This window comes from Streptomyces sp. NPDC098101 (assembly GCF_044760185.1).
Classification (GTDB): Bacteria; Actinomycetota; Actinomycetes; order Streptomycetales; family Streptomycetaceae; genus Streptomyces.
The window spans coordinates 139,769-159,544 of sequence record NZ_JBIWAS010000007.1 but is presented as its reverse complement, the minus strand read 5'-3'; the positions used below and the strand labels follow the sequence as shown (position 1 = coordinate 159,544).

The 19,776-nt window shown below is 72.4% G+C and carries 17 protein-coding genes and 1 tRNA gene; 5 read left to right on the top strand and 13 right to left on the bottom strand.

Going from position 1 to position 19,776, the window contains the following annotated elements:
* Window positions 1-173: 173 nt before the first annotated feature.
* Window positions 174-974 (top strand): response regulator transcription factor, encoded by an 801-nt coding sequence (locus tag ACIQVI_RS28260; RefSeq protein WP_351973085.1) that lies wholly within the window; start codon window positions 174-176, stop codon window positions 972-974.
* Here ACIQVI_RS28260 and ACIQVI_RS28255 read toward each other — a convergent pair.
* The gene (locus ACIQVI_RS28255; RefSeq protein ID WP_351973086.1) at window positions 933-1,430 is read right to left on the bottom strand and encodes a MarR family transcriptional regulator; all 498 of its coding nucleotides are present in this window, start codon (window positions 1,428-1,430) and stop codon (window positions 933-935) included. The two genes, ACIQVI_RS28260 and ACIQVI_RS28255, sit on opposite strands and share 42 nt — an antisense overlap.
* A gap of 163 nt (window positions 1,431-1,593) precedes the next feature.
* Here ACIQVI_RS28255 and ACIQVI_RS28250 point away from each other — a divergent pair, with 163 nt between their 5' ends.
* Entirely contained in the window at window positions 1,594-2,427 is an 834-nt protein-coding gene (locus tag ACIQVI_RS28250) for a trans-aconitate 2-methyltransferase (RefSeq protein WP_351973087.1), read from the top strand.
* Window positions 2,428-2,495: 68 nt separating this feature from the next.
* On the opposite strand, the gene ACIQVI_RS28245 is transcribed toward ACIQVI_RS28250, so the two are convergent.
* The 4 genes from ACIQVI_RS28245 to ACIQVI_RS28230 form a co-directional block, all read right to left on the bottom strand.
* Window positions 2,496-4,211 (bottom strand): FG-GAP repeat domain-containing protein, encoded by a 1,716-nt coding sequence (locus ACIQVI_RS28245; protein ID WP_403600830.1) that lies wholly within the window; start codon window positions 4,209-4,211, stop codon window positions 2,496-2,498.
* Window positions 4,212-4,542: 331 nt separating this feature from the next.
* The gene (locus tag ACIQVI_RS28240) at window positions 4,543-6,240 is read right to left on the bottom strand and encodes an FG-GAP repeat domain-containing protein (RefSeq protein WP_403600827.1); all 1,698 of its coding nucleotides are present in this window, start codon (window positions 6,238-6,240) and stop codon (window positions 4,543-4,545) included.
* 254 nt (window positions 6,241-6,494) lie between these two features.
* On the bottom strand, window positions 6,495-7,187 hold the full coding sequence (locus ACIQVI_RS28235; RefSeq protein ID WP_062757048.1) for a TetR/AcrR family transcriptional regulator: 693 nt from the start codon (window positions 7,185-7,187) through the stop codon (window positions 6,495-6,497).
* Window positions 7,187-8,170: a fatty acid desaturase gene (locus ACIQVI_RS28230; protein WP_351970384.1), complete on the bottom strand. Its 984-nt coding sequence runs from the start codon at window positions 8,168-8,170 to the stop codon at window positions 7,187-7,189. Before ACIQVI_RS28230 ends, ACIQVI_RS28235 begins: the two co-directional genes overlap by 1 nt.
* 253 nt (window positions 8,171-8,423) lie before the next feature.
* Here ACIQVI_RS28230 and ppc point away from each other — a divergent pair, with 253 nt between their 5' ends.
* The gene (ppc, locus tag ACIQVI_RS28225) at window positions 8,424-11,153 is read left to right on the top strand and encodes a phosphoenolpyruvate carboxylase (protein WP_403600824.1); all 2,730 of its coding nucleotides are present in this window, start codon (window positions 8,424-8,426) and stop codon (window positions 11,151-11,153) included.
* Between the two features lie 104 nt (window positions 11,154-11,257).
* On the opposite strand, the gene ACIQVI_RS28220 is transcribed toward ppc, so the two are convergent.
* The 6 genes from ACIQVI_RS28220 to ACIQVI_RS28195 form a co-directional block, all read right to left on the bottom strand.
* Window positions 11,258-11,701, bottom strand: coding sequence for a hypothetical protein (locus tag ACIQVI_RS28220; protein ID WP_351970382.1), 444 nt, complete (start codon window positions 11,699-11,701; stop codon window positions 11,258-11,260).
* Window positions 11,702-11,756: 55 nt separating this feature from the next.
* Entirely contained in the window at window positions 11,757-12,353 is a 597-nt protein-coding gene (gene pth, locus ACIQVI_RS28215) for an aminoacyl-tRNA hydrolase (protein WP_351970381.1), read from the bottom strand.
* 113 nt (window positions 12,354-12,466) lie between these two features.
* Complete coding sequence (locus ACIQVI_RS28210) at window positions 12,467-13,081, bottom strand: 50S ribosomal protein L25/general stress protein Ctc (protein ID WP_351970387.1); 615 nt, start codon at window positions 13,079-13,081, stop codon at window positions 12,467-12,469.
* A 240-nt stretch (window positions 13,082-13,321) separates the two neighbouring features.
* On the bottom strand, window positions 13,322-14,296 hold the full coding sequence (locus ACIQVI_RS28205) for a ribose-phosphate diphosphokinase (RefSeq protein ID WP_030216703.1): 975 nt from the start codon (window positions 14,294-14,296) through the stop codon (window positions 13,322-13,324).
* Window positions 14,297-14,415: 119 nt separating this feature from the next.
* Window positions 14,416-15,864, bottom strand: coding sequence for a bifunctional UDP-N-acetylglucosamine diphosphorylase/glucosamine-1-phosphate N-acetyltransferase GlmU (glmU, locus tag ACIQVI_RS28200; RefSeq protein ID WP_403600819.1), 1,449 nt, complete (start codon window positions 15,862-15,864; stop codon window positions 14,416-14,418).
* Window positions 15,865-15,973: 109 nt separating this feature from the next.
* Window positions 15,974-16,045: transfer RNA gene (locus ACIQVI_RS28195), tRNA-Gln, on the bottom strand.
* A gap of 119 nt (window positions 16,046-16,164) precedes the next feature.
* Here ACIQVI_RS28195 and ACIQVI_RS28190 point away from each other — a divergent pair.
* Window positions 16,165-17,475: a sensor histidine kinase gene (locus ACIQVI_RS28190; protein WP_403600816.1), complete on the top strand. Its 1,311-nt coding sequence runs from the start codon at window positions 16,165-16,167 to the stop codon at window positions 17,473-17,475.
* A gap of 18 nt (window positions 17,476-17,493) precedes the next feature.
* Here the strand turns inward: ACIQVI_RS28190 and ACIQVI_RS28185 are convergent, their stop codons facing one another.
* On the bottom strand, window positions 17,494-17,982 hold the full coding sequence (locus ACIQVI_RS28185; protein ID WP_121833961.1) for an SUKH-3 domain-containing protein: 489 nt from the start codon (window positions 17,980-17,982) through the stop codon (window positions 17,494-17,496).
* A gap of 10 nt (window positions 17,983-17,992) precedes the next feature.
* Complete coding sequence (locus tag ACIQVI_RS28180; RefSeq protein ID WP_402444737.1) at window positions 17,993-18,505, bottom strand: YwqJ-related putative deaminase; 513 nt, start codon at window positions 18,503-18,505, stop codon at window positions 17,993-17,995.
* Between the two features lie 272 nt (window positions 18,506-18,777).
* Between ACIQVI_RS28180 and ACIQVI_RS28175 the strand changes: the two genes are divergently transcribed.
* Window positions 18,778-19,776 (top strand): SMI1/KNR4 family protein, encoded by a 999-nt coding sequence (locus tag ACIQVI_RS28175; RefSeq protein ID WP_351970377.1) that lies wholly within the window; start codon window positions 18,778-18,780, stop codon window positions 19,774-19,776.

The window sequence follows — 19,776 nt, the reverse complement described above, 5'->3', positions numbered from 1 at the left end:
TACCCTGAGGGGCAGCGCCGGTGGGGGCCGGCGCCGTTCAGGGGGCGAGGCCCGCCGGGTACGGCGCCGTGAGCGGGGTATCTGTCCACGCACGGCGGCGGCCGTGTCCCACGACGGACCCGCCTCCGGCGCCGTGCCCGCGCCGGTCCGTTCCTCGACGCATGGGGGTGTCCGTGGCACGTATCCGTGTCCTGGTGGTGGACGACCACCGGATCTTCGCCGAGTCGCTGGCCGCCGCCCTCGCGGCGGAGCCGGACGTCGACGTCGCCGCGGCCGGCAGCGGTCCGGCGGCCCTGCGCTGTCTGGAGCGCGGCGCGGCGGAGGGACGCAGGTTCGACGTGCTGCTCGTCGACGCCGAGCTGGGCGCGGGCCCGCCCGGGACGGCCCCGGCCCGCGCGGTGCCCGACGACGGCGAGGCCGCGGTGGACGGGATCTCGCTGGTCGCCGGGGTGCGCCGGGTCCAGCCCGCCGTCCGGACCGTCGTCCTCGCGGAGCGGGACGACCCGCACCGGGCCGCGCTCGCCCTCCAGGCCGGGGCGTCGGGCTGGGTCGCGAAGGACTGCTCGCTCCAGCGGCTGCTCGCGGTGGTCCGGGGGGTGCTCAGGGACGAGACGCACCTGCCGCCGGCCCTCCTCACGGGCGTCCTGCGGGAGCTGACGGCGGCCCGCAAGCACCGCACGGACAGCGAGCGTCTGGTGGAGTCGCTGACCCCGCGCGAGCGGGAGGTGCTGCGCTGCATGGTCGCGGGCCTGGGCCGCAAGGCGGTCGCCGAGCGCCTCTTCCTGTCCCCGCACACCGTCCGCACCCACATGCAGAACGTGCTGGGGAAGCTGGGCGTGCACTCGACCCTGGCGGCGGTGGCCCTGGCCCGCCGCGCGGGCGTCGGCCCGGCGGAGGCCGTACCGGCGAAGGCGTCGGTGCCGACGCCCGTACTAGCCGGGGACGTTGTCGAACGGGGCGGTCAGCCGGCGTAGCAGGGCGGCCAGTTCGGCGCGCTGGCCGCCGGAGAGCCGGGCCAGGATGGCGCGCTCCTGGGCGAGGAGCCCGGCGAGCGCCTCGTCGGCGCGGTCGCGGCCCTCGGGGGTGAGCCGGACGAGGACCCCGCGGCGGTCGCTGGGATCGGGCAGCCGCTCGACCAGGCCCTTCTTGGTGAGCCGGTCGATGCGGTTGGTCATGGTCCCCGAGGTGACCAGGGTCTGGGTGAGGAGCTGGCCGGGGGAGAGCTGGTAGGGCGCTCCGGCGCGGCGCAGCGAGGTGAGGACGTCGAACTCCCAGGGCTCCAGCTGGTGCTCGGAGAAGGCGAGCCGACGGGCGCGGTCGAGGTGCCGGGCGAGCCGCGAGACGCGGCTGAGCACCTCGAGCGGTTCCACGTCGAGGTCGGGGCGCTCGCGGCGCCATGCTGCGACCAGTCGGTCGACCTCGTCCTCCATGACGATCAGTGTAGAGGGTCTGTTGACATAAAGTCTCTTCAAGTCAAGTTTCTTTACCTAAAGATTCTTCTCGTCAAGATATATTTCGCTGGACTATGGGGAAGGGACCCGGCCGGAACACCGTTCCGTTTCGGTCATTCGTTCCAGCAAGGGGGCTTCGAACATGCATTCCGTGGAATCCGCCGCGCCCACGTGGGATCCGCAGCAGTACCTCCGCCACTCCGGACACCGCGCCCGGCCCTTCCTCGACCTGCTCGCCCGAATACCGCGGCTGCCGGCCGAGGGGCGGCCCGCCCGCGTCGCCGACCTCGGCTGCGGCCCCGGCAACGTGACGGTCCTCCTCGCCGACCGGTGGCCCGACGCGCACATCACCGGGTTCGACCTCTCGCCCGAGATGCTGGAACGGGCCGAGAAGGACTGGGCGGGGACCACCCGGGGCGGCGGCTGGATCGACTTCCGGCCCGCCGACGCCGCCCACTGGACCCCGGACGAGCCCTACGACCTGATCGTCTCCAACGCGGCCCTCCAGTGGGTCCCCAACCACCCCGAGTCCTTCGCCCCCTGGATCGACGGACTGCGCCCCGGCGGCACCTTCGCCTTCCAGGTCCCCGGCAACTTCGTCTCGCCCAGCCACGCCCTGCTCGGCGACCTCTGCGACGCCCCCGAGTGGCGCGACCGCCTCGGCGAGCAGGGCCGCCGCTTCGTCCACGTCCTCGACACCGCCGACTACCTGAACCGCCTCATCGGCCTCGGCTGCGAGGCGGACGTCTGGGAGACCACGTACTGCCAGCTCCTCCAGGGCGAGGACCCCGTCCTCGACTGGGTCAAGGGCACCGCCCTGCGCCCTGTCCTCACCGCCCTGGGCGACGACCGGGAGGCGGCCGACGCCTTCCTCGGCCAGTACCGGGACCTCCTGCGCGAGGCCTACCCGCCCGGCCCGCACGGGACCGTCTTCCCCTTCCGGCGGATCTTCGCCGTCGCCCGCAAGCCGGCCTGAACGGGCCCGGACGCGCGGGCGCCCCGCACCGGAGTCCCGGTGCGGGGCGCCCGTGGCCCGGGGGCCGCCTACGACATGGTGTTGTAGATCCCGTAGCCGTTGCCGATCCTGTTCCGCGCCGTGAACTTGCCCGGCGAGGTGTTCAGGTAGGCGTACAGGTCGCCGTTGGAGGCCACGCCGAGCAGGTCGCCCTTGCCGTCGGCGTTCAGGTCGCCCGGGGCGATCACCTTGGAGTAGGTGTGCCAGCCGGTGCCGATCTGCTGCCGGGTCTTGAACGGGGTCTTCGCGCCGCCCGTGCCCGCGTACAGGTACAGGACGCCGCCCGGGGTGCGGGCCACGATGTCGGCGCGCCCGTCGCCCGTGTAGTCGCCCGCGCCCACGATCCGGTCGTACGCGCCCCAGCCGGAGCCGACCCTGATCCGCGCCGCGAAGCCGGTGCCCGCGCCGTTGCCCGGGTACAGGTAGAGGGCGCCGGACTTCTCCCGGGCCAGCAGGTCGCCCTTGCCGTCGCCGGTCAGGTCGCCCGGGCCCACGAACGCGTTGTACACGTTCCAGCCGGAGCCGATGATGCGGCCCTCGACGTAGAGCTTGTTCTGCAGGAGCTGCGCGAGGTCGGAGGAGCCGTCCGGGTCCAGCGTGGACAGGTAGGTGAAGTCGGCCCCCGCCCAGCCGCCCGTGTTGCCGTACTGGGCGCGGGCGTCGAGCCGGCCGGTGTTGGTGGCGCCGTACCAGAAGAGCGTGCCGGCCTTGTCCCGGGCCATCACGCCGTCCTTCTCGAGGGTGACCGGGATGTTGCCCGCCCCGCCGAACTGCGGGATGCCGCTCCACGCGCCCGTCTTGCCGAGCTGCTGCCGGGCCGTGAAGGTGCCGTCGCCCCGCCCGGTGTAGTACCAGAAGGTGCCCTGCTGGTCGCGGGCGATCAGCTCGCCGTTGCCGTCGCCGGTGTCGTCGCCGACGGGGAAGAACTGGTTGTAGGCGTTCCAGCCGCCGCCGATCCGCACGCGCGCGGCGAACGGGCCGGACTTGTCGCCCCGGCCCGCGTAGAACCACAGGGTGCCGGCGGGGTCGCGGGCGATCAGGTCGGCCCAGCCGTCGCCGTTGTTGTCGCCGATGCCGGCGACCTGGTCGTAGCCGTTCCAGCCGTGGCCGACCTTCACGCGCGCGGAGAACGGCGCTTTGGGGTCGCCGGTGGCGTAGTACAGGTACAGGTCGCCGTTGTGCTCGCGGGCGAGCAGGTCCGCGCGGCCGTCGTCGTTCACGTCGCCGGGCGCGACCAGCTTGTTGTAGATCTGCCAGCCCCTGCCCTGCCAGGCGTACGACGCGGAGGTGGGCGAGGCGTTCCGGTACAGCGAGAGCACGCCGTGCGCCGAGAGCGTCAGGACCTCGGGGCCGCTGACGTCCCCGTCCTGGTTGCCGATCGGGACGACGTCCTTCACGGGCTGCGAGGTCTTCCCGAGGAAGAGCCCGCCCCGCCCCGCGGCCGTGGCGGTGTAGAGGTTGCCGTCCCAGGCGCGGTAGATCAGGTCCCCGACCCCGTCGCGGTCGAAGTCCGACAGCAGGGGCGAGGCGCCGACGCCCGCGGTGCCCGCGGCGCCCGCGCGGGACGCGCCGGCGGCGGGCCGCTCCAGGGTCGGCGGGACGAAGCCGGACACGGGCTTCTCGGCGGCCGGACGCGGCGCCGGGGTGCCGGCGGAGGCGATGCCCGTGAGCACCGTGCCGGCGGAGAGCACGAGCGCGGTGCAGGCGGCGACGCGCCGGACGCGCGCGGAGTGCGGGAAGAGCAAGGGATCCCCCCCAGGGATCGGAGGTTCGACGGAACCACACGGACGGATCGCGCGGACGTGGTCGCCGCGCGCACCGGAGGACGCGAACGGAAGGGCACGGACAGGAGCGGCCCGGGGGCTCGTACGGGACCGGGCGGCGTCGGCGCGGGCGCGCGGAGACGGCCTCGCCCGGCGGCCGGAACCCCCCTGGACGTCGGACGCGAGTCTACGCGAGGCCTCCGCGCGGGCGGGGCCCGGGCCGGAAGCGGACCGCGCGGTCCGTTTCGCCCGGCACCCCCGGACGCACGGGCGCCCCGCACCGGAACTCCGGTGCGGGGCGCCCGCCCTGCGACTAGTACAGGTTGTTGTAGGTCTGGTAGCCGTGGCCGATGCTGACGCGCGGCTTGAAGGCGTTGCCCTTCTCGCCGGTGCCGCTGTAGCGGAACAGCTCGCCGCCGGAGTTCACCGCGACCAGGTCGCCCTTGCCGTCGCCCGTGATGTCACCGGGCGCCGCCAGCTTGGTGTAGCTGTTCCAGCCGCCGCCGATCCTCACGCGGGCGTGGAACGGGCTGCCCTCCCGGCCGGTGCCCGGGTACAGCCACAGCACGCCGGACTTGTCCCGGGCCACCAGGTCGTTCCGGCCGTCGCCGGTGTAGTCGCCCGAGCCGACGATCGCGTTGTACGCGTCCCAGCCGCCGCCGACCCTGACGCGCGCGTGCAGCGCCGTGCCGTCGTAGTTGCTCCGGTACAGCCACAGGACGCCGGACTTGTCCCGGGCGACGAAGTCGCCGGTGCCGTCGCCGTTCAGGTCGCCCGGGCCCGCGATCAGGTTGATCGAGCCCCAGCCGCTGCCCAGGTAGGCGTTCATGCTGTAGAGGCCGCCCTGGAAGATCTGCAGGGTGTCGGAGACCGAGTCCCGGTCCAGCGAGTTGACCTCGTAGAGCGTGGCGCCGGCCGCCTCGCCGGTCTCCCCGAGCTGGTCGCGCGGGGACAGCTTGCCCGTGCCCAGGGTGTTGTACCAGTAGAGCGAGCCGGCCTTGTCGCGGGCCAGCAGCCCCTCCTTGCCGTGCGCCGGGACGTTGCCCGCGCCGCCGATCTGGTACGCGCCGCCCCACTTCGAGCCGACCTGCTTGCGGGCCGTGAAGTGGCCGCTTCCGGTGCCGAAGTACTCCCACAGCGTGCCGTCGGAGCCGCGCGCCAGGAGGTCGGGGATGCCGTTGCCGTTGTCGTCGTCGATGCCGACGATCTGGTTGAACTCCTGCCAGCCGTACCCGACCTGCTTGCGCGCCTTCACCGAGTACGGGCTGCCGGTGCTCCCGTAGTAGAAGAGCGCGCCGGAGGGGGTGCGGGCCAGGAGGTCGCCCCGGCCGTCGCCGTCGCTGTCGCCCAGACCGATCAGGTGGTCGTAGACGTCCCAGCCGTTGCCGACCTTCTGGCGGGCGTGGAACGGGGCGCCGTACGTGCCGGTGGAGACGTAGACCCACAGCTCGCCGGAGGGCGTGCGGGCCAGCACGTCGGCGCGGCCGTCGCCGCTGATGTCGCCGGGCGAGAAGATCTTGTTGTAGATCTGCCAGCCGGCACCGGACCAGCGCTGGTAGGCGTACGACGGGGAGGCGTCCCCGTAGAGGGTCACCGCGCCGAACTTCGACACGGTCAGGACCTCGGGGCCGCTGCCGTTCTTGTCCTGGTCGCCGAGCGGGATGATGTCCTCGGCGAACTCGTTGAACCCGGAGAACTCGGAGCCCTGCTTCTGGGTCGTCGAGGTGTAGACCTTGTCACCGACGCGGTAGACGAGGTCGCCCCGGCCGTCGCCGTCGAGGTCGGAGCGCGGAGCGGTGCCGGCGTTCGAGGCGCCGGTCGCGCGGGCGGTGCCCTCGTACGGCGGCAGGACCCGCTCCAGCGGCTCGGCGGCCGGGGCCGGCTTCTCGGTGGCCGGACGCGGCGCCGGGGTGTCGGCGGACGCGGTGCCCGCGAGCACCATGCCCGCGGAGAGGGCGAGGGCGGTGCAGGTGGCGACCCTACGGGCACGCCGGGAACGCGTGAAGAGCAAGAGATCCCCCCCAGGGATCTAAGAGGTTCGACAGAACCACACAGTTCGACAGAACCACACAGGGGGGTTCGCACGGGCATCGAACGGCGTCAGCGCGTGCGGAAGCACGCGGAGACGGCGTCGTTCGACGGTTCGAAACACCCCCCCGGATGTTGAACACGATTCTACTCATGGACGCGCCACTGGCCAGGGGTTTACGGCCTGAATCCGACTGTCCGGTCAGTTTCCGCGCCGTCCGCAGCGCGCCCCGCCCCTCAGCTCTTCCGGTGCCCTATCAGCCGGGGCTTCTGCTCCAGACCGTCCAGGCCGTGCCACGCCAGGTTCACCAGGTGCGCCGCGACCTCCGCCTTCTTCGGCTTGCGCACGTCCAGCCACCACTGGCCCGTGAGCGCCACGCTGCCCACCAGCGCCTGCGCGTACAGCGGAGCCAGCTTCGGATCGAACCCCCGCGCCTTGAACTCCAGGCCCAGGATGTCCTCCACCTGCGTGGCGATGTCGCTGATCAGCGAAGCGAACGTGCCCGTCGACTGCGCCACCGGCGAATCCCGCACGAGGATCCGGAAACCGTCCGTGTAGTTCTCGATGTAGTCGAGCAGCGCGAACGCCGCCTGCTCCAGGAGCTCCCGCGGATGCCCCGCCGTCAGCGCCCCCGTCACCCCGTCCAGGAGCTGGCGCATCTCCCGGTCGACCACGACCGCGTACAGCCCCTCCTTGCCCCCGAAGTGCTCGTACACCACCGGCTTGGAGACCCCGGCCTTCGCCGCGATCTCCTCCACCGACGTGCCCTCGAAGCCCTTCGCGGCGAACAGCGTGCGGCCGATGTCGAGCAACTGCTCCCGGCGCTCCGCGCCCGTCATCCGCACCCGGCGCCCGCGCCGGGGAGGCTTCTGCTCTCCGCCGCTGCCGCCACTGCCGCCGGTCCTGCCCTCGATCGCCACGTCTTCCATCATGCCGCGTCTGCGGACGCGGTCCGGCGGCGGGCTTCCACGCGGGACTTCACCGGCCAGCGCACGTCGTACGCCCAGCCCGCCTTCTCGAACCAGCGGATCAGCCGCGCGCTGGAGTCGATCTGGCCGCGCAGCACCCCGTGCCGCGCCGACGTCGGGTCCGCGTGGTGCAGGTTGTGCCACGACTCGCCGCAGGACAGGACCGCCAGCCACCACACGTTGCCCGAGCGGTCGCGCGACTTGAACGGACGCTTGCCCACCGCGTGACAGATCGAGTTGATCGACCACGTCACGTGGTGCAGCAGCGCCACCCGCACCAGCGAGCCCCAGAAGAACGCCGTGAACGCGCCCCACCACGACCACGTCACCAGACCGCCCACCAGCGGCGGGATCGCCAGCGACACGATCGTCCACAGCACGAACTGGCGCGAGATCGCCCGCAGCGCCGGATCCTTGATCAGATCGGGGGCGTACTTGTGCTGCGGCGTCCGCTCCTCGTCGAACATCCAGCCGATGTGCGCCCACCACAGGCCCTTCATCAGCGCCGGGACCGTCTCGCCGAACCGCCACGGCGAATGCGGGTCGCCCTCCGCGTCCGAGAACTTGTGGTGCTTGCGGTGGTCCGCCACCCAGCGCACCAGCGGCCCCTCCACCGCCAGCGAACCCATGATCGCGAGCGCGATCCGCAGCGGCCGCTTCGCCTTGAACGAGCCGTGCGTGAAGTAGCGGTGGAAACCGATCGTGATCCCGTGGCAGCCGATGAAGTACATCGCCACCATCAGCCCCAGGTCCAGCCAGCTCACCCCCCAGCCCCACGCCAGCGGCACCGCCGCGAGCAGCGCCACGAACGGCACCGTGATGAACAGCAGCAGGGCGACCTGCTCGACCGAACCCTTGCTGTCGCCGCTCAGCGTGGCGTACGGCGGGGATCCGGCACTGTCCGGCGCCTCGGGCGCGGAGGTCACTTCGGGGCTCATGGTCATGGGTCTCCCTGGGGAGTGAGGGGAAAAAGGGGTGACGCGCGCGGAAACGCGCACGGAAACAGCCCCGTGGCTACGGCTCCGTAACCTACGGTGTCGTAAGTATGGCAGCGTCGTGGCGCGCGGCAAGAGGGCACAAGAGGGGCCCGGCCGCCACCGGGAGGACGGCCACCTATCCTTGGTGCGTCGGACAGCGCGGTCCGCAAGCCTCCAGAACACCTCCAGACGTGCTCAAACACTGCAAGGAGCCGCACCTGTGAGCAGTGCCGACCAGACCCCCACCGCCAGCGCCGAGCTGCGCGCCGACATCCGCCGACTGGGCGACCTCCTGGGCGAGACCCTCGTCCGGCAGGAGGGCCACGAACTCCTCGACCTCGTCGAGCGCGTCCGCGGCCTCACCCGCGAGGACGGCGAGGCCGCCGCCGAGCTGCTCCGCGGCGTCGAACTCGAGACGGCCGCCAAGCTCGTACGCGCCTTCTCCACCTACTTCCACCTCGCGAACGTCACCGAGCAGGTCCACCGCGGCCGCGAGCTCCGCGAGAAGCGCGCCGCCGAGGGCGGTCTCCTCGCCCGCACCGTCGACATGCTCAAGGACGGCGACCCCGAGCACGTCCGCGAGACCGTCAAGAACCTCAACGTGCGGCCCGTCTTCACCGCGCACCCCACCGAGGCCGCCCGCCGCTCCGTCCTCAACAAGCTGCGCCGGATCGCCGCCCTCCTGGAGACCCCCGTCGGCCAGGCCGACCGGCGCCGCACCGACCTCCGCCTCGCCGAGAACATCGACCTCATCTGGCAGACCGACGAACTCCGGGTGGTCCGCCCCGAGCCCGCCGACGAGGCCCGCAACGCCATCTACTACCTCGACGAGCTGCACGCCGGCGCCGTCGGCGACGTCCTGGAGGACCTCGCCGCCGAGCTGGAGCGCGTCGGCGTCGAGCTGCCCGCCGGCACCCGCCCGCTCACCTTCGGCACCTGGATCGGCGGCGACCGGGACGGCAACCCCAACGTCACCCCCCAGGTCACCCGCGACGTCCTGATCCTCCAGCACGAGCACGGCATCACCGACGCCCTCGAACTGGTCGACTTCCTGCGCGGACTCCTCTCCAACTCCATCCGCTACACCGGAGCCACCCAGGAACTCCTGGACTCCCTCCAGCGCGACCTGGAACTCCTCCCCGAGATCAGCCCCCGCTACAAGCGCCTCAACGCCGAGGAGCCGTACCGCCTCAAGGCCACCTGCGTCCGGCAGAAGCTCGTCAACACCCGCGAGCGCCTGGCCAACGGCACCGCGCACCAGGACGGCCGCGACTACCTCGGCACCGCCGAGCTGATCCACGACCTCACCCTCATCCAGACCTCGCTGCGCGAGCACCGCGGCGCGCTCTTCGCCGACGGGCGCATGGACCGGGTCATCCGCACCCTCTCCGCCTTCGGCCTCCAGCTCGCCACCATGGACGTCCGCGAGCACGCCGAGGCCCACCACCACGCCCTCGGCCAGCTCTTCGACCGCCTCGGCGAGGAGTCCTGGCGGTACGCGGACATGCCCCGCGACTACCGGCAGAAGCTGCTCGCCAAGGAGCTGCGCTCGCGCCGCCCGCTCGCCCCCACCCCGGCCCCCCTCGACGCCGCGGGAGAGAAGACCCTCGGCGTCTTCCACACCGTCAAGGAGGCCTTCGAGCGCTTCGGCCCCGAGGTCATCGAGTCGTACATCATCTCGATGTGCCAGGGCGCCGACGACGTCTTCGCCGCCGCCGTCCTCGCCCGCGAGGCCGGACTGATCGACCTGCACGGCGGCTGGGCCAAGATCGGCATCGTGCCGCTCCTGGAGACCACCGACGAGCTCAAGGCCGCCGACGTCATCCTCGACGCCATGCTGGCCGACCCCTCCTACCGGCGCCTGGTCTCGCTCCGCGGCGACGTCCAGGAGGTCATGCTCGGCTACTCGGACTCCTCCAAGTTCGGCGGCATCACCACCTCCCAGTGGGAGATCCACCGCGCCCAGCGGCGCCTGCGCGACGTCGCCCACCGCTACGGCGTCCGCCTCCGCCTCTTCCACGGCCGCGGCGGCACCGTCGGCCGCGGCGGCGGCCCCTCGCACGACGCGATCCTCGCCCAGCCCTGGGGCACCCTGGAGGGCGAGATCAAGGTCACCGAGCAGGGCGAGGTCATCTCCGACAAGTACCTCATCCCGTCCCTGGCCCGCGAGAACCTCGAACTGACCGTCGCCGCCACCCTGCAGGCCTCCGCCCTGCACACCGCGCCGCGCCAGTCCGACGAGGCCCTCGCCCGCTGGGACGCGGCCATGGACACCGTCTCCGACGCCGCCCACACCGCCTACCGCAAGCTCGTCGAGGACCCCGGCCTGCCGGCGTACTTCCTCGCCTCCACCCCCGTCGACCAGCTCGCCGACCTGCACCTGGGCTCGCGGCCCTCGCGCCGCCCCGGCTCCGGCGTCTCCCTCGACGGACTCCGCGCCATCCCCTGGGTGTTCGGCTGGACCCAGTCCCGCCAGATCGTCCCCGGCTGGTACGGCGTCGGCTCCGGCCTCAAGGCCCTGCGCGAGGCCGGACTCGACCCGGTCCTCGGCGAGATGTACGAGCACTGGCACTTCTTCCGCAACTTCCTCTCCAACGTGGAGATGACGCTCGCGAAGACGGACCTGCGGATCGCCCGCCACTACGTCGACACCCTCGTCCCCGACGACCTCAAGCACGTCTTCGACGCCATCCGGGCCGAGCACGAGCTGACCGTCGCCGAGGTCCTCAAGGTCACCGGCGGCGAGAAGCTCCTCGACTCCAACCCGGTCCTCCAGCAGACCTTCGCCATCCGCGACGCCTACCTGGACCCGATCTCCTACCTCCAGGTCGCCCTCCTCGCCCGCCAGCGCGCGGCCGCCGAGCAGGAGGAGGACCCGGACCCGCTGCTCGCCCGAGCCCTGCTCCTCACGGTGAACGGCGTGGCGGCGGGCCTGCGCAACACCGGCTGACCCCCACCCGCACGGACACGGCGAAGCCCCCGCCGGGATCTCTCCCGACGGGGGCTTCCCCGTACGTACGAATCGGTGCGCGTACGGCTCGGTGCGCGTACGGCTCAGAGCGCGAAGAACGTCGCCACCAGCAGCCCCGCGCCCAGCCCCGCCAGCGACCACGCCGTCCGCGGCAGCCGCAGCCCCCCGCCGACCAGCGGCGCCGCCAGGAGCAGCGCCCCGCCCAGCGGCAGCCAGGCGTGCAGCCCGCCGCCCCAGCCCGCCCGTACGCCCTCGTCCGTGCCCGGCTTCACCACCACCGGGATCGTCATCCCCGGGCCCGCCGCCACCGAACGCCCTATGGACAGCGTCCGGTGCGCCGGACCCGGCTCGCCCGGGACGTAGCGCCCGCTGCACGTCTCCTCGCCGCAGGCCGTCACCGTCAGGGTGCCGTGCTCGCGCCCCTTGCCCAGCAGCACGTGCTGGGCCGAGGACCACGAGGCCCACACGCCCGCGACGACGAGGAGCAGGGCGACCAGGGCCAGGGCGGCGTTACGGACGTGCGTCATGACCCGCGATCGTACAGTCGTACATCCGTGGGGACGTACGCCCGTACGACCGGACTCAGGAGTTGTACGCGGACTGGGCCCGCTCCAGGCCCTCGGCCACCAGGCACTCCACCGCGTCCGCCGCCCGGTCCACGAACCAGTCCAGGTCCTTGCGCTCCGTCGACGAGAAGTCCTTCAGGACGAAGTCCGCGACCTGCATCCGGCCCGGCGGACGCCCGATCCCGCACCGCACCCGGTGGTAGTCGGCGCCCATCGCCTTCGTCATCGACTTCAGGCCGTTGTGCCCGTTGTCGCCGCCGCCCAGCTTCAGCCGCAGCACCCCGTAGTCGACGTCCAGCTCGTCGTGGACCGCCACCACGTGCGCCGTCGGCACCTTGTAGAAGTCGCGCAGCGCCGTCACCGGACCGCCCGACAGGTTCATGTACGACATCGGCTTCGCCAGGACCACCCGGCGGCTCGAAGGACCGGGCGGGCCCATCCGGCCCTCCACGACCTGCGCCTGCGCCTTCTGCGCCCGCTTGAACGAGCCGCGGATCCGCTCCGCGAGCAGGTCCGCGACCATGAAGCCGATGTTGTGGCGGTTGGCCGCGTACTCGGGCCCCGGGTTGCCGAGGCCGACGATCAGCCAGGGGGCGTCGACGTCGTCCGTCATGTGCGTCAGGTCTCCTCGTGTCCGTGAGCCGTGGTGTCCGTACCCGTACAGAAAGAAACGGGGTGACGGGCCGTGCGGCCCGTCACCCCGTCACGTCAGGCAGAGCCTACGGCTCAGGCCTCGGCGCCCTCGGCGGTCTCGCCCTCGGCGGCCTCGGTGGCCTCGCCCTCGGCGGCCGGCTCCTCGGCCTGGGCGGCCAGGACCTGGAGGACGACGGCGTCGGCGTCGGTCACCAGGGTGGTGCCCTTGGGGAGCTCGATGTCCTTGGCGAGGACGGAGGCACCGGCCTCCAGGCCCTCGACGGAGACCGAGAAGGACTCGGGCAGGTGGGTGGCCTCGGCCTCGACGGAGAGGGTGTTCAGCACGTGCTCGAGCAGGTTGCCGCCGGCGGCCAGCTCGCCCTCGGCCTGGACCGGAACCTCGACGGTGACCTTCTCGCCGCGCTTCACGAGGATCAGGTCGACGTGCTCCAGGAAGCCCTTCAGCGGGTCGCGCTGCACGGCCTTCGGGATCGCCAGCTCCTGGCCCTTGCCGTCGATGTCCAGGGCGAGCAGGACGTTCGGGGTACGCAGGGCGAGCAGCAGCTCGTGGCCCGGGAGGGTCAGGTGGACCGGGTCCGTGCCGTGGCCGTAGAGGACGACGGGGACCTTGTTGTCACGGCGGATCTTGCGGGCGGCGCCCTTGCCGAACTCCGAGCGGACGGAGGCGGCGATCTTGACCTCGGACATGGTGCACTCCTCGTAGAAGGTGACGGAAAGCGTGGTCACCCGGCCACGACTGGCGATGGCCTGCTACGAAGAGCGCGTCGATAACGGACCGCCGCGACCCCTCACGGGTGCGGCCTCCCTCGCCGAGCAACCCCGGCAGTCTACCCGCCGCCCCCGAAGCGCCCAAATGGATCAGCGGGAGCACGGGAGAGGGCCGCCTCCCCATCGGGGAAACGGCCCTCCCTGTCACTTCTCCGGGGCTCAGTGCTCCTCGAAGAGGCTCGTCACCGAACCGTCCTCGAACACCTCGCGCACCGCGCGCGCGATCGTCGGCGCGATCGAGAGCACCGTGATCTTGTCCAGCTCCAGGGCGCCCGGCACCGGCAGCGTGTCCGTGAACACGAACTCGCTCACCTTGGAGTTCTTCAGGCGGTCGGCCGCCGGACCCGACAGGATGCCGTGCGTGGCCGTCACGATGACGTCCTCGGCGCCGTGCGCGAACAGGGCGTCGGCGGCGGCGCAGATGGTGCCGCCGGTGTCGACCATGTCGTCCACCAGGACGCAGACGCGGCCCTTCACGTCACCGACGACCTCGTGCACGGTCACCTGGTTGGCGACGTCCTTGTCGCGCCGCTTGTGCACGATCGCGAGGGGGGCGTCCAGACGGTCGCACCAGCGGTCGGCGACCCGCACGCGGCCCGCGTCCGGGGAGACGATCGTCAGCTTGGAGCGGTCGACCTTGGCGCCCACGTAGTCCGCGAGGACCGGCAGCGCCGACAGGTGGTCCACCGGCCCGTCGAAGAAGCCCTGGATCTGGTCCGTGTGCAGGTCCACGGTCAGGATCCGGTGCGCGCCCGCCGTCTTCAGCAGGTCCGCCACCAGACGCGCCGAGATCGGCTCGCGGCCGCGGTGCTTCTTGTCCTGACGGGCGTAGCCGTACGACGGGATGATCACGGTGATGCTGCGGGCCGAGGCCCGCTTCAGCGCATCGATCATGATCAGCTGCTCCATGATCCACTTGTTGATCGGAGCCGTGTGGCTCTGGATCAGGAAGCAGTCCGCACCACGGGCCGACTCCTGGAAGCGGACGTAGATCTCACCGTTGGCGAAGTCGAACGCCTTGGTGGGAACGAGGCCGACGCCCAGCTGGTGCGCGACCTCCTCGGCCAGCTCGGGGTGGGCGCGGCCGGAGAAGAGCATCAGCTTCTTCTCGCCGGTCGTCTTGATCCCGGTCACAGCACTGTCTCCTCAGACGTGTTCTCTGGCCGCGATCCGCGCTCCCGTGCGCGTGGGCGAACCAGCCGAATTTGTGTGCACGTATCACGGTACGCCGAGTTCGGCGCACCTGTTTCCGGTCAGCTTTCCCCGGCGGAACCCTCCGGGGTGCTCTGGGCGGCCTGCGCGGCGGCGCTGCCGGGCCGCTTCCGGGCGACCCAACCCTCGATATTCCGCTGCTGGCCCCGGGCCACGGCCAGGGCGCCGGCCGGCACATCCTTCGTGATCACGGACCCGGCGGCCGTGTAGGCGCCGTCCCCGATCGTGACCGGAGCCACAAACATGTTGTCCGAGCCGGTCTTGCAGTGCGAGCCGATCGTGGTGTGGTGCTTCGCCTCGCCGTCGTAGTTCACGAAGACGCTCGCCGCGCCGATGTTCGTGTACTCGCCGATCGTCGCGTCGCCCACGTACGACAGGTGCGGGACCTTGGTGCCCTCGCCGATCGTCGCGTTCTTCATCTCGACGTACGTGCCGGCCTTGGCCTTCGGGCCGAGGTTCGTGCCCGGACGCAGGTACGCGTACGGGCCCACGGAGGCGCCCGCGCCGACGGTGGCCGAATCCGCCACCGTGTTGTCCACCCGGGCTCCCGCGCCGACGACGGTGTCCTTGAGGCGGGTGTTCGGGCCGACCACGGCGTCCTCGGCGACGTGCGTGGCGCCGAGCAGCTGCGTGCCGGGCAGGATCACGGCGTCGGGCTCGAAGGTCACGGTCACGTCCACGAAGACCGACCCGGGGTCGACGACGGTCACGCCGGCGAGCATGGCGCGCTCCAGGAGGCGCCCGTTCAGGAGGCCGCGGGCCTCGGCGAGCTGCACCCGGTTGTTGATGCCGAGGATCTCGCGGTGGTCGGCGGCCACGGAGGCGCCGACCCGGTGCCCGGCCTCGCGCAGGATCGACAGCACGTCGGTGAGGTACTCCTCGCCCTGGCTGTTGTCGGTCCGCACCTGGCCCAGGGCCTCGGCGAGCAGCTTCCCGTCGAACGCGAAGACGCCGGAGTTGATCTCCTTGATCGCGCGCTGCGCGTCGGAGGCGTCCTTGTGCTCGACGATCTCCGTCACGGCGCCGGTCGCCGCGTCCCGCACGATCCGCCCGTAGCCGGTGGAGTCGGGGACCTCGGCGCTCAGCACGGTGACGGCGTTGCCGTCGGCCGCGTGGGTGTCCGCCAGGGCGCGCAGGGTCTCGCCGGAGAGCAGCGGGGTGTCGCCGCAGACGACCACGACGGTCCCCTCGGGCGCCTCGCCCAGCTCCTCCAGGGCCATCCGCACCGCGTGCCCGGTGCCGTTCTGCTCCTCCTGGACGGCGGTCCGGGTGCCGGCGTAGTGCTCCTCCAGGTGCCCCCGCACCTGCTCCCGGGCGTGCCCGACGACCACGACGAGGTGCTCGGGCTCCAGCTCCCGCGCGGCGGACACGACGTGCCCGACGAGCGAACGTCCGGCGATCTCGTGCAGGACCTTGGGGGTCTTCGACTTCATGCGGGTGCCCTCACCCGCTGCGAGGACGACGACGGCTGCCGGGCGATTGGTGCTCACGGGGATGCCCTTCGGCTTTGGGTGGTGGACGCACGAAGGATACCGGGGGGTCGGGGGGCGGACATGAGCGCGGGTCCCGACCGTGGAGGTCGGGACCCGCGACGCACAGCTCCCCCGCCAGGACTCGAACCCGGACATAGGGCACCAAAAGCCCCAGTGCTGCCAATTACACCACAGGGGATGGCGTATGGGGTCGAAATGGACAAGTCGTCGGTCTCGTCCCCGGCGGCCTCTACTATGCCGTACCCGGCCCCCTGAGTGCGACGGTAAAGCCCCGGGCCCGCCCGTAGGGTGGTGGGCATGACCGTAACGGGGGCAGATCGGGACGCCGCGGGCGTCGGGGGCCGGTGGTGGGGGAGACGGCGGAGCGCCGTTCTCGACGTGGGGCTCGCGGTCGTGTCCGCGCTGGAGTGCGGGCTCGAGGGGATCGGGTTCGCGGAGAAGGCCGCGCTGCCCCTGCCCGTGGGGGTGGTGTTCGGGCTGGTCGTCGGCTCCGTCCTGGTCGCGCGCCGCCGCTGGCCCATCGCCGTCGTGCTCGTGTCGATCGCCGTCGCGCCCGCCGAGATGGGCTTCCTGATGGGGATCGTCGGGCTCTACACGCTCGCCGCCTCCGACGTCCCCCGCCGGATCACCGCCGTCCTGGCCGCCATGTCGACGACGGCCGTGTTCGTCGTGACGGTGGTCTCGCTGCGGCAGGACATCGCCCGGGCCGGTCTGGAGACGAGCAGCTGGTACGTGCCCGGCATGGCGCTCCTCCTGACCCTCGGGCTCAACGCGCCGCCGCTCCTCCTCGGCCTCTACATAGGGGCCCGCCGCCGGCTCATGGAGAGCCTGCGGGAGCGGGCCGACAGCCTGGAGCAGGAGCTGTCGCTCCTCGCCGACCGGGCCGAGCAGCAGGCCCAGTGGGCGCGGCAGGAGGAGCGGACCCGGATCGCCCGCGAGATGCACGACGTGGTCGCGCACCGGGTGTCGCTGATGGTGGTGCACGCGGCCGCGCTCCAGGCGGTGGCCCTGAAGGACCCGCAGAAGGCCGTGAAGAACGCCGCCCTCGTCGGCGACATGGGCCGGCAGGCGCTGACCGAGCTGAGGGAGATGCTCGGGGTGCTGCGGGAGGGGACTGTGCCCGCCGCCCCCGCGCCGGTGCCGCTGGCCGCCGTCGGGCGGGCCGCCGCCGCCGCTGCCGAGGCTGCCGCCGACGACGGGCCGTGCCTGGACGCCCTGGAGGCGCTGTGCGAGCAGTCGCGGCTCGCGGGGACGGTCGTGGAGCTGATGGTGACGGGAGAGGTGCGCGCGTACCCGCCGGAGGTGGAGCGCACGGCGTACCGCGTGGTGCAGGAGGCCCTGACCAACGTCCACAAGCACGCGGTGGGCGCCGAGGTCGTGGTGCGTCTCGCGCACCGGGGGGCGGAGGTCGCGATGCAGGTGGAGAACGGGCCGTGCCCCTCGGACGCGGGGGCCTCGGACGCCGGTCTGCCGAGCGGGGGCAACGGGCTGGTCGGGATGCGGGAGCGGGTGTCCCGGCTGGGCGGCGCGTTCGTGTCCGGTCCGACGGACGCGGGGGGCTTCAAGGTGTCGGCGGTGCTGCCGGTGCGGGCGGCGGAGACGGTGTAGCCCTCCGCCGGACAGGCCCTAGCCCGCCGTCAGCCGTGTCGGCTGCGCCCCCGTCACCAGCGCCGCGAGCGCCGCGTCGATGTCCTTGCCGAGGTACCAGTCGCCCGCGTGGTCGAGGCTGTACACGCGTCCCTCCGCGTCCATCGCCAGGACCGCCTGGTGGTCGCCCTCCTCGCCGAGCGGGGCGAGCTCGGTCTCCAGGGCGCGGCCGAGGTCCGCGAGGGTGCGGGAGAGGTGGAGGCCGGCGAGCGGGTCGAAGCGGACGGCGGCGGGGGCTATCTGCCGGCCGTGGCCGGGCGCGGTGATCCGCAGGCCGCCGAACTCGGCCCAGGCCTCGACGACGGCGGGGAAGACGCTGTGCCGGTGCCCGGCGGGGGAGACGTGGGCGCGCAGGGCGTCGGCCCACTCCTCGGCGAGCTTGATGTCCCAGCGGCCGGGCTGCCAGCCGGCCTCGCGGAGGGCGGCGTCGACGTTGACCGGGAAGCGGGTGGTGCTGTGGTCGGGCATGGGGGTGCGGTCAGCCGTTCTCGACGGGTGTGGTGGGGTCGACGGCGCGGACGCCGAAGTGGGCGAGCATCGCCGTGCAGGAGCGGCAGGGTGCCGCGTAGCTGCCGTGCAGCGGGTCGCCGTCCTCGCGGATGTGCCGGGCGGTGAGCTTGGCGTGCTTGAGGGAGCGGCGGGCCTCGCCGTGGGTGAGCGGCTTGCGCTGGGCGCGCTTGGAGCGTCCGCCCTCGGTGGCGGCGAGGTGCCGGGAGAGCAGGATCGCCTCGGGACATCGGCCGGTGAACCGTTCCCGCTGACCACTGGTGAGGGTGTCCAGGAAGTCCTGGACGAGCGGGTGCAGGGCGGGCGGGCGGTCGCCGCGGCCCGCGGTGCCGGTGAGGGTCTCGCCGCGGACGGAGAGGGCGGCCCCGACGGTGGGAAGGATTCCGTCGCGGCGGTGACGCAGTAAGGGGGCGCGGCCCGCCTCGGCGCTGCTGCTCCAGTTGAGGCGTGGGTCACCCTGTGTGGGCGTCGTTGCTGTGTGCATGGTGCTGGTCTTCCCCTCCTGCAATCCCCCCGAGTTGCGGGGACAGCCTGCCAAATGGGGAGCCATATGGGGAAGCTGGGGCGCCGAAACGCGCTTTCGGTGTGTCGGAATCATGGTGCGCCTGTCATGGGGTCGTGACGTTTGGTCACCGTGGGATCGGACCGGTTCGGCCTCTTGTGGCAGCGCATAGGCTGTGCGGCATCAGTCGGCGGCAGCCAGCGGTCCGGCTGTCGGTAGCAGCAGTCAGCGACGCCATGCAGGGGGCAACCGCCATGACGACAGGTCGGCTCGGGCAGGACACCGCGCCACCGAACGCGGCCTACGCCGGGCAGGTCGTGCACTTCCCGGATCCGGTCCGTGCTTCCCGGCACCCCAGGGGTGTGCGGGTGGACGGGCGCGGCTACCCGGACTTCTCGCCGTACGCGCGCGCGGCGGCGGAGATCGCGGATCCTCCGGAGGGCTTCGGCGTCGACGAGCTGCGGCTCACGGACTACGTGTCGGCGAACGCGGCGATGGCCGCGACCGGCCACGAGCTGTGGGACACGATTCCGGCGGTGGCGACGCCGCACGGCTGGACCTGGCACCACGTGGCGCACAGCCGCCGGATGGAGCTGGTGCCGGTCGAGGTGAAGGCGCTGCTGCGGCACCACGGCGGGGTGGCGACGGCCGCCGTGGACCAGACGAAGCGGGGCACGCGTCCGCTCCAGGAGACGCGCCCCGCGCACTTCGGGCTGCCGAAGGGCGGGGTGTCGGTCTCGGAGCAGCAGCTCCAGGGCGTCGAGGAGGACCTGGGCTACCGGCTTCCGGGGGCGTACCGCTCCTTCCTGCGGGCGGCGGGCGGGTGCGCCCCGGTGGGGGCGGCGCTCGACGCGGAGCTGGGGCTCCTGGTGGACCAGCCGTTCTTCACGGTGCGGGAGGAGGCCGGGGTCAACGACCTCGTGTACGTGAACAAGTGCCTCCGCGACCACCTGACGAAGGATTACCTGGGCGTCGCGTTCGTGCAGGGCGGTCTGATCGCCCTGAAGGTGCGGGGCGACGCGGTCGGTTCGGTGTGGTTCTGCGCGTACGACGACGCGCGGGACGCCGGCGAGGCGGCGGCGGGCTGGACGGTGAACGAGCGGGTGGAGCGGCTGCTGCTGCCCTGCGGCGCGGACTTCGACGCGTTCCTCCAGCGGCTCGCGGGCAATCCGCCGGAGCTGGAGACGGTGGCGAACCTGATGGTGGACGGCGGCTTCGCGCGTGCCGTGCCCGTGGTCCCGGTGGGGGAGTGA

Bases quoted from the DNA above. Each gene is read 5' to 3' on its own strand.
- ACIQVI_RS28230 (WP_351970384.1), bottom strand. From the start codon at position 8,170: ATGACCATGAGCCCCGAAGTGACCTCCGCGCCCGAGGCGCCGGACAGT.
- ACIQVI_RS28250 (WP_351973087.1), top strand. From the start codon at position 1,594: ATGCATTCCGTGGAATCCGCCGCGCCCACGTGGGATCCGCAGCAGTAC.
- pth (WP_351970381.1), bottom strand. From the start codon at position 12,353: ATGACGGACGACGTCGACGCCCCCTGGCTGATCGTCGGCCTCGGCAAC.
- ACIQVI_RS28180 (WP_402444737.1), bottom strand. From the start codon at position 18,505: ATGCACACAGCAACGACGCCCACACAGGGTGACCCACGCCTCAACTGG.
- ACIQVI_RS28235 (WP_062757048.1), bottom strand. From the start codon at position 7,187: ATGGAAGACGTGGCGATCGAGGGCAGGACCGGCGGCAGTGGCGGCAGC.
- ACIQVI_RS28190 (WP_403600816.1), top strand. From the start codon at position 16,165: ATGACCGTAACGGGGGCAGATCGGGACGCCGCGGGCGTCGGGGGCCGG.
- ACIQVI_RS28220 (WP_351970382.1), bottom strand. From the start codon at position 11,701: ATGACGCACGTCCGTAACGCCGCCCTGGCCCTGGTCGCCCTGCTCCTC.
- ACIQVI_RS28255 (WP_351973086.1), bottom strand. From the start codon at position 1,430: ATGGAGGACGAGGTCGACCGACTGGTCGCAGCATGGCGCCGCGAGCGC.
- ACIQVI_RS28175 (WP_351970377.1), top strand. From the start codon at position 18,778: ATGACGACAGGTCGGCTCGGGCAGGACACCGCGCCACCGAACGCGGCC.
- ACIQVI_RS28185 (WP_121833961.1), bottom strand. From the start codon at position 17,982: ATGCCCGACCACAGCACCACCCGCTTCCCGGTCAACGTCGACGCCGCC.
- ACIQVI_RS28210 (WP_351970387.1), bottom strand. From the start codon at position 13,081: ATGTCCGAGGTCAAGATCGCCGCCTCCGTCCGCTCGGAGTTCGGCAAG.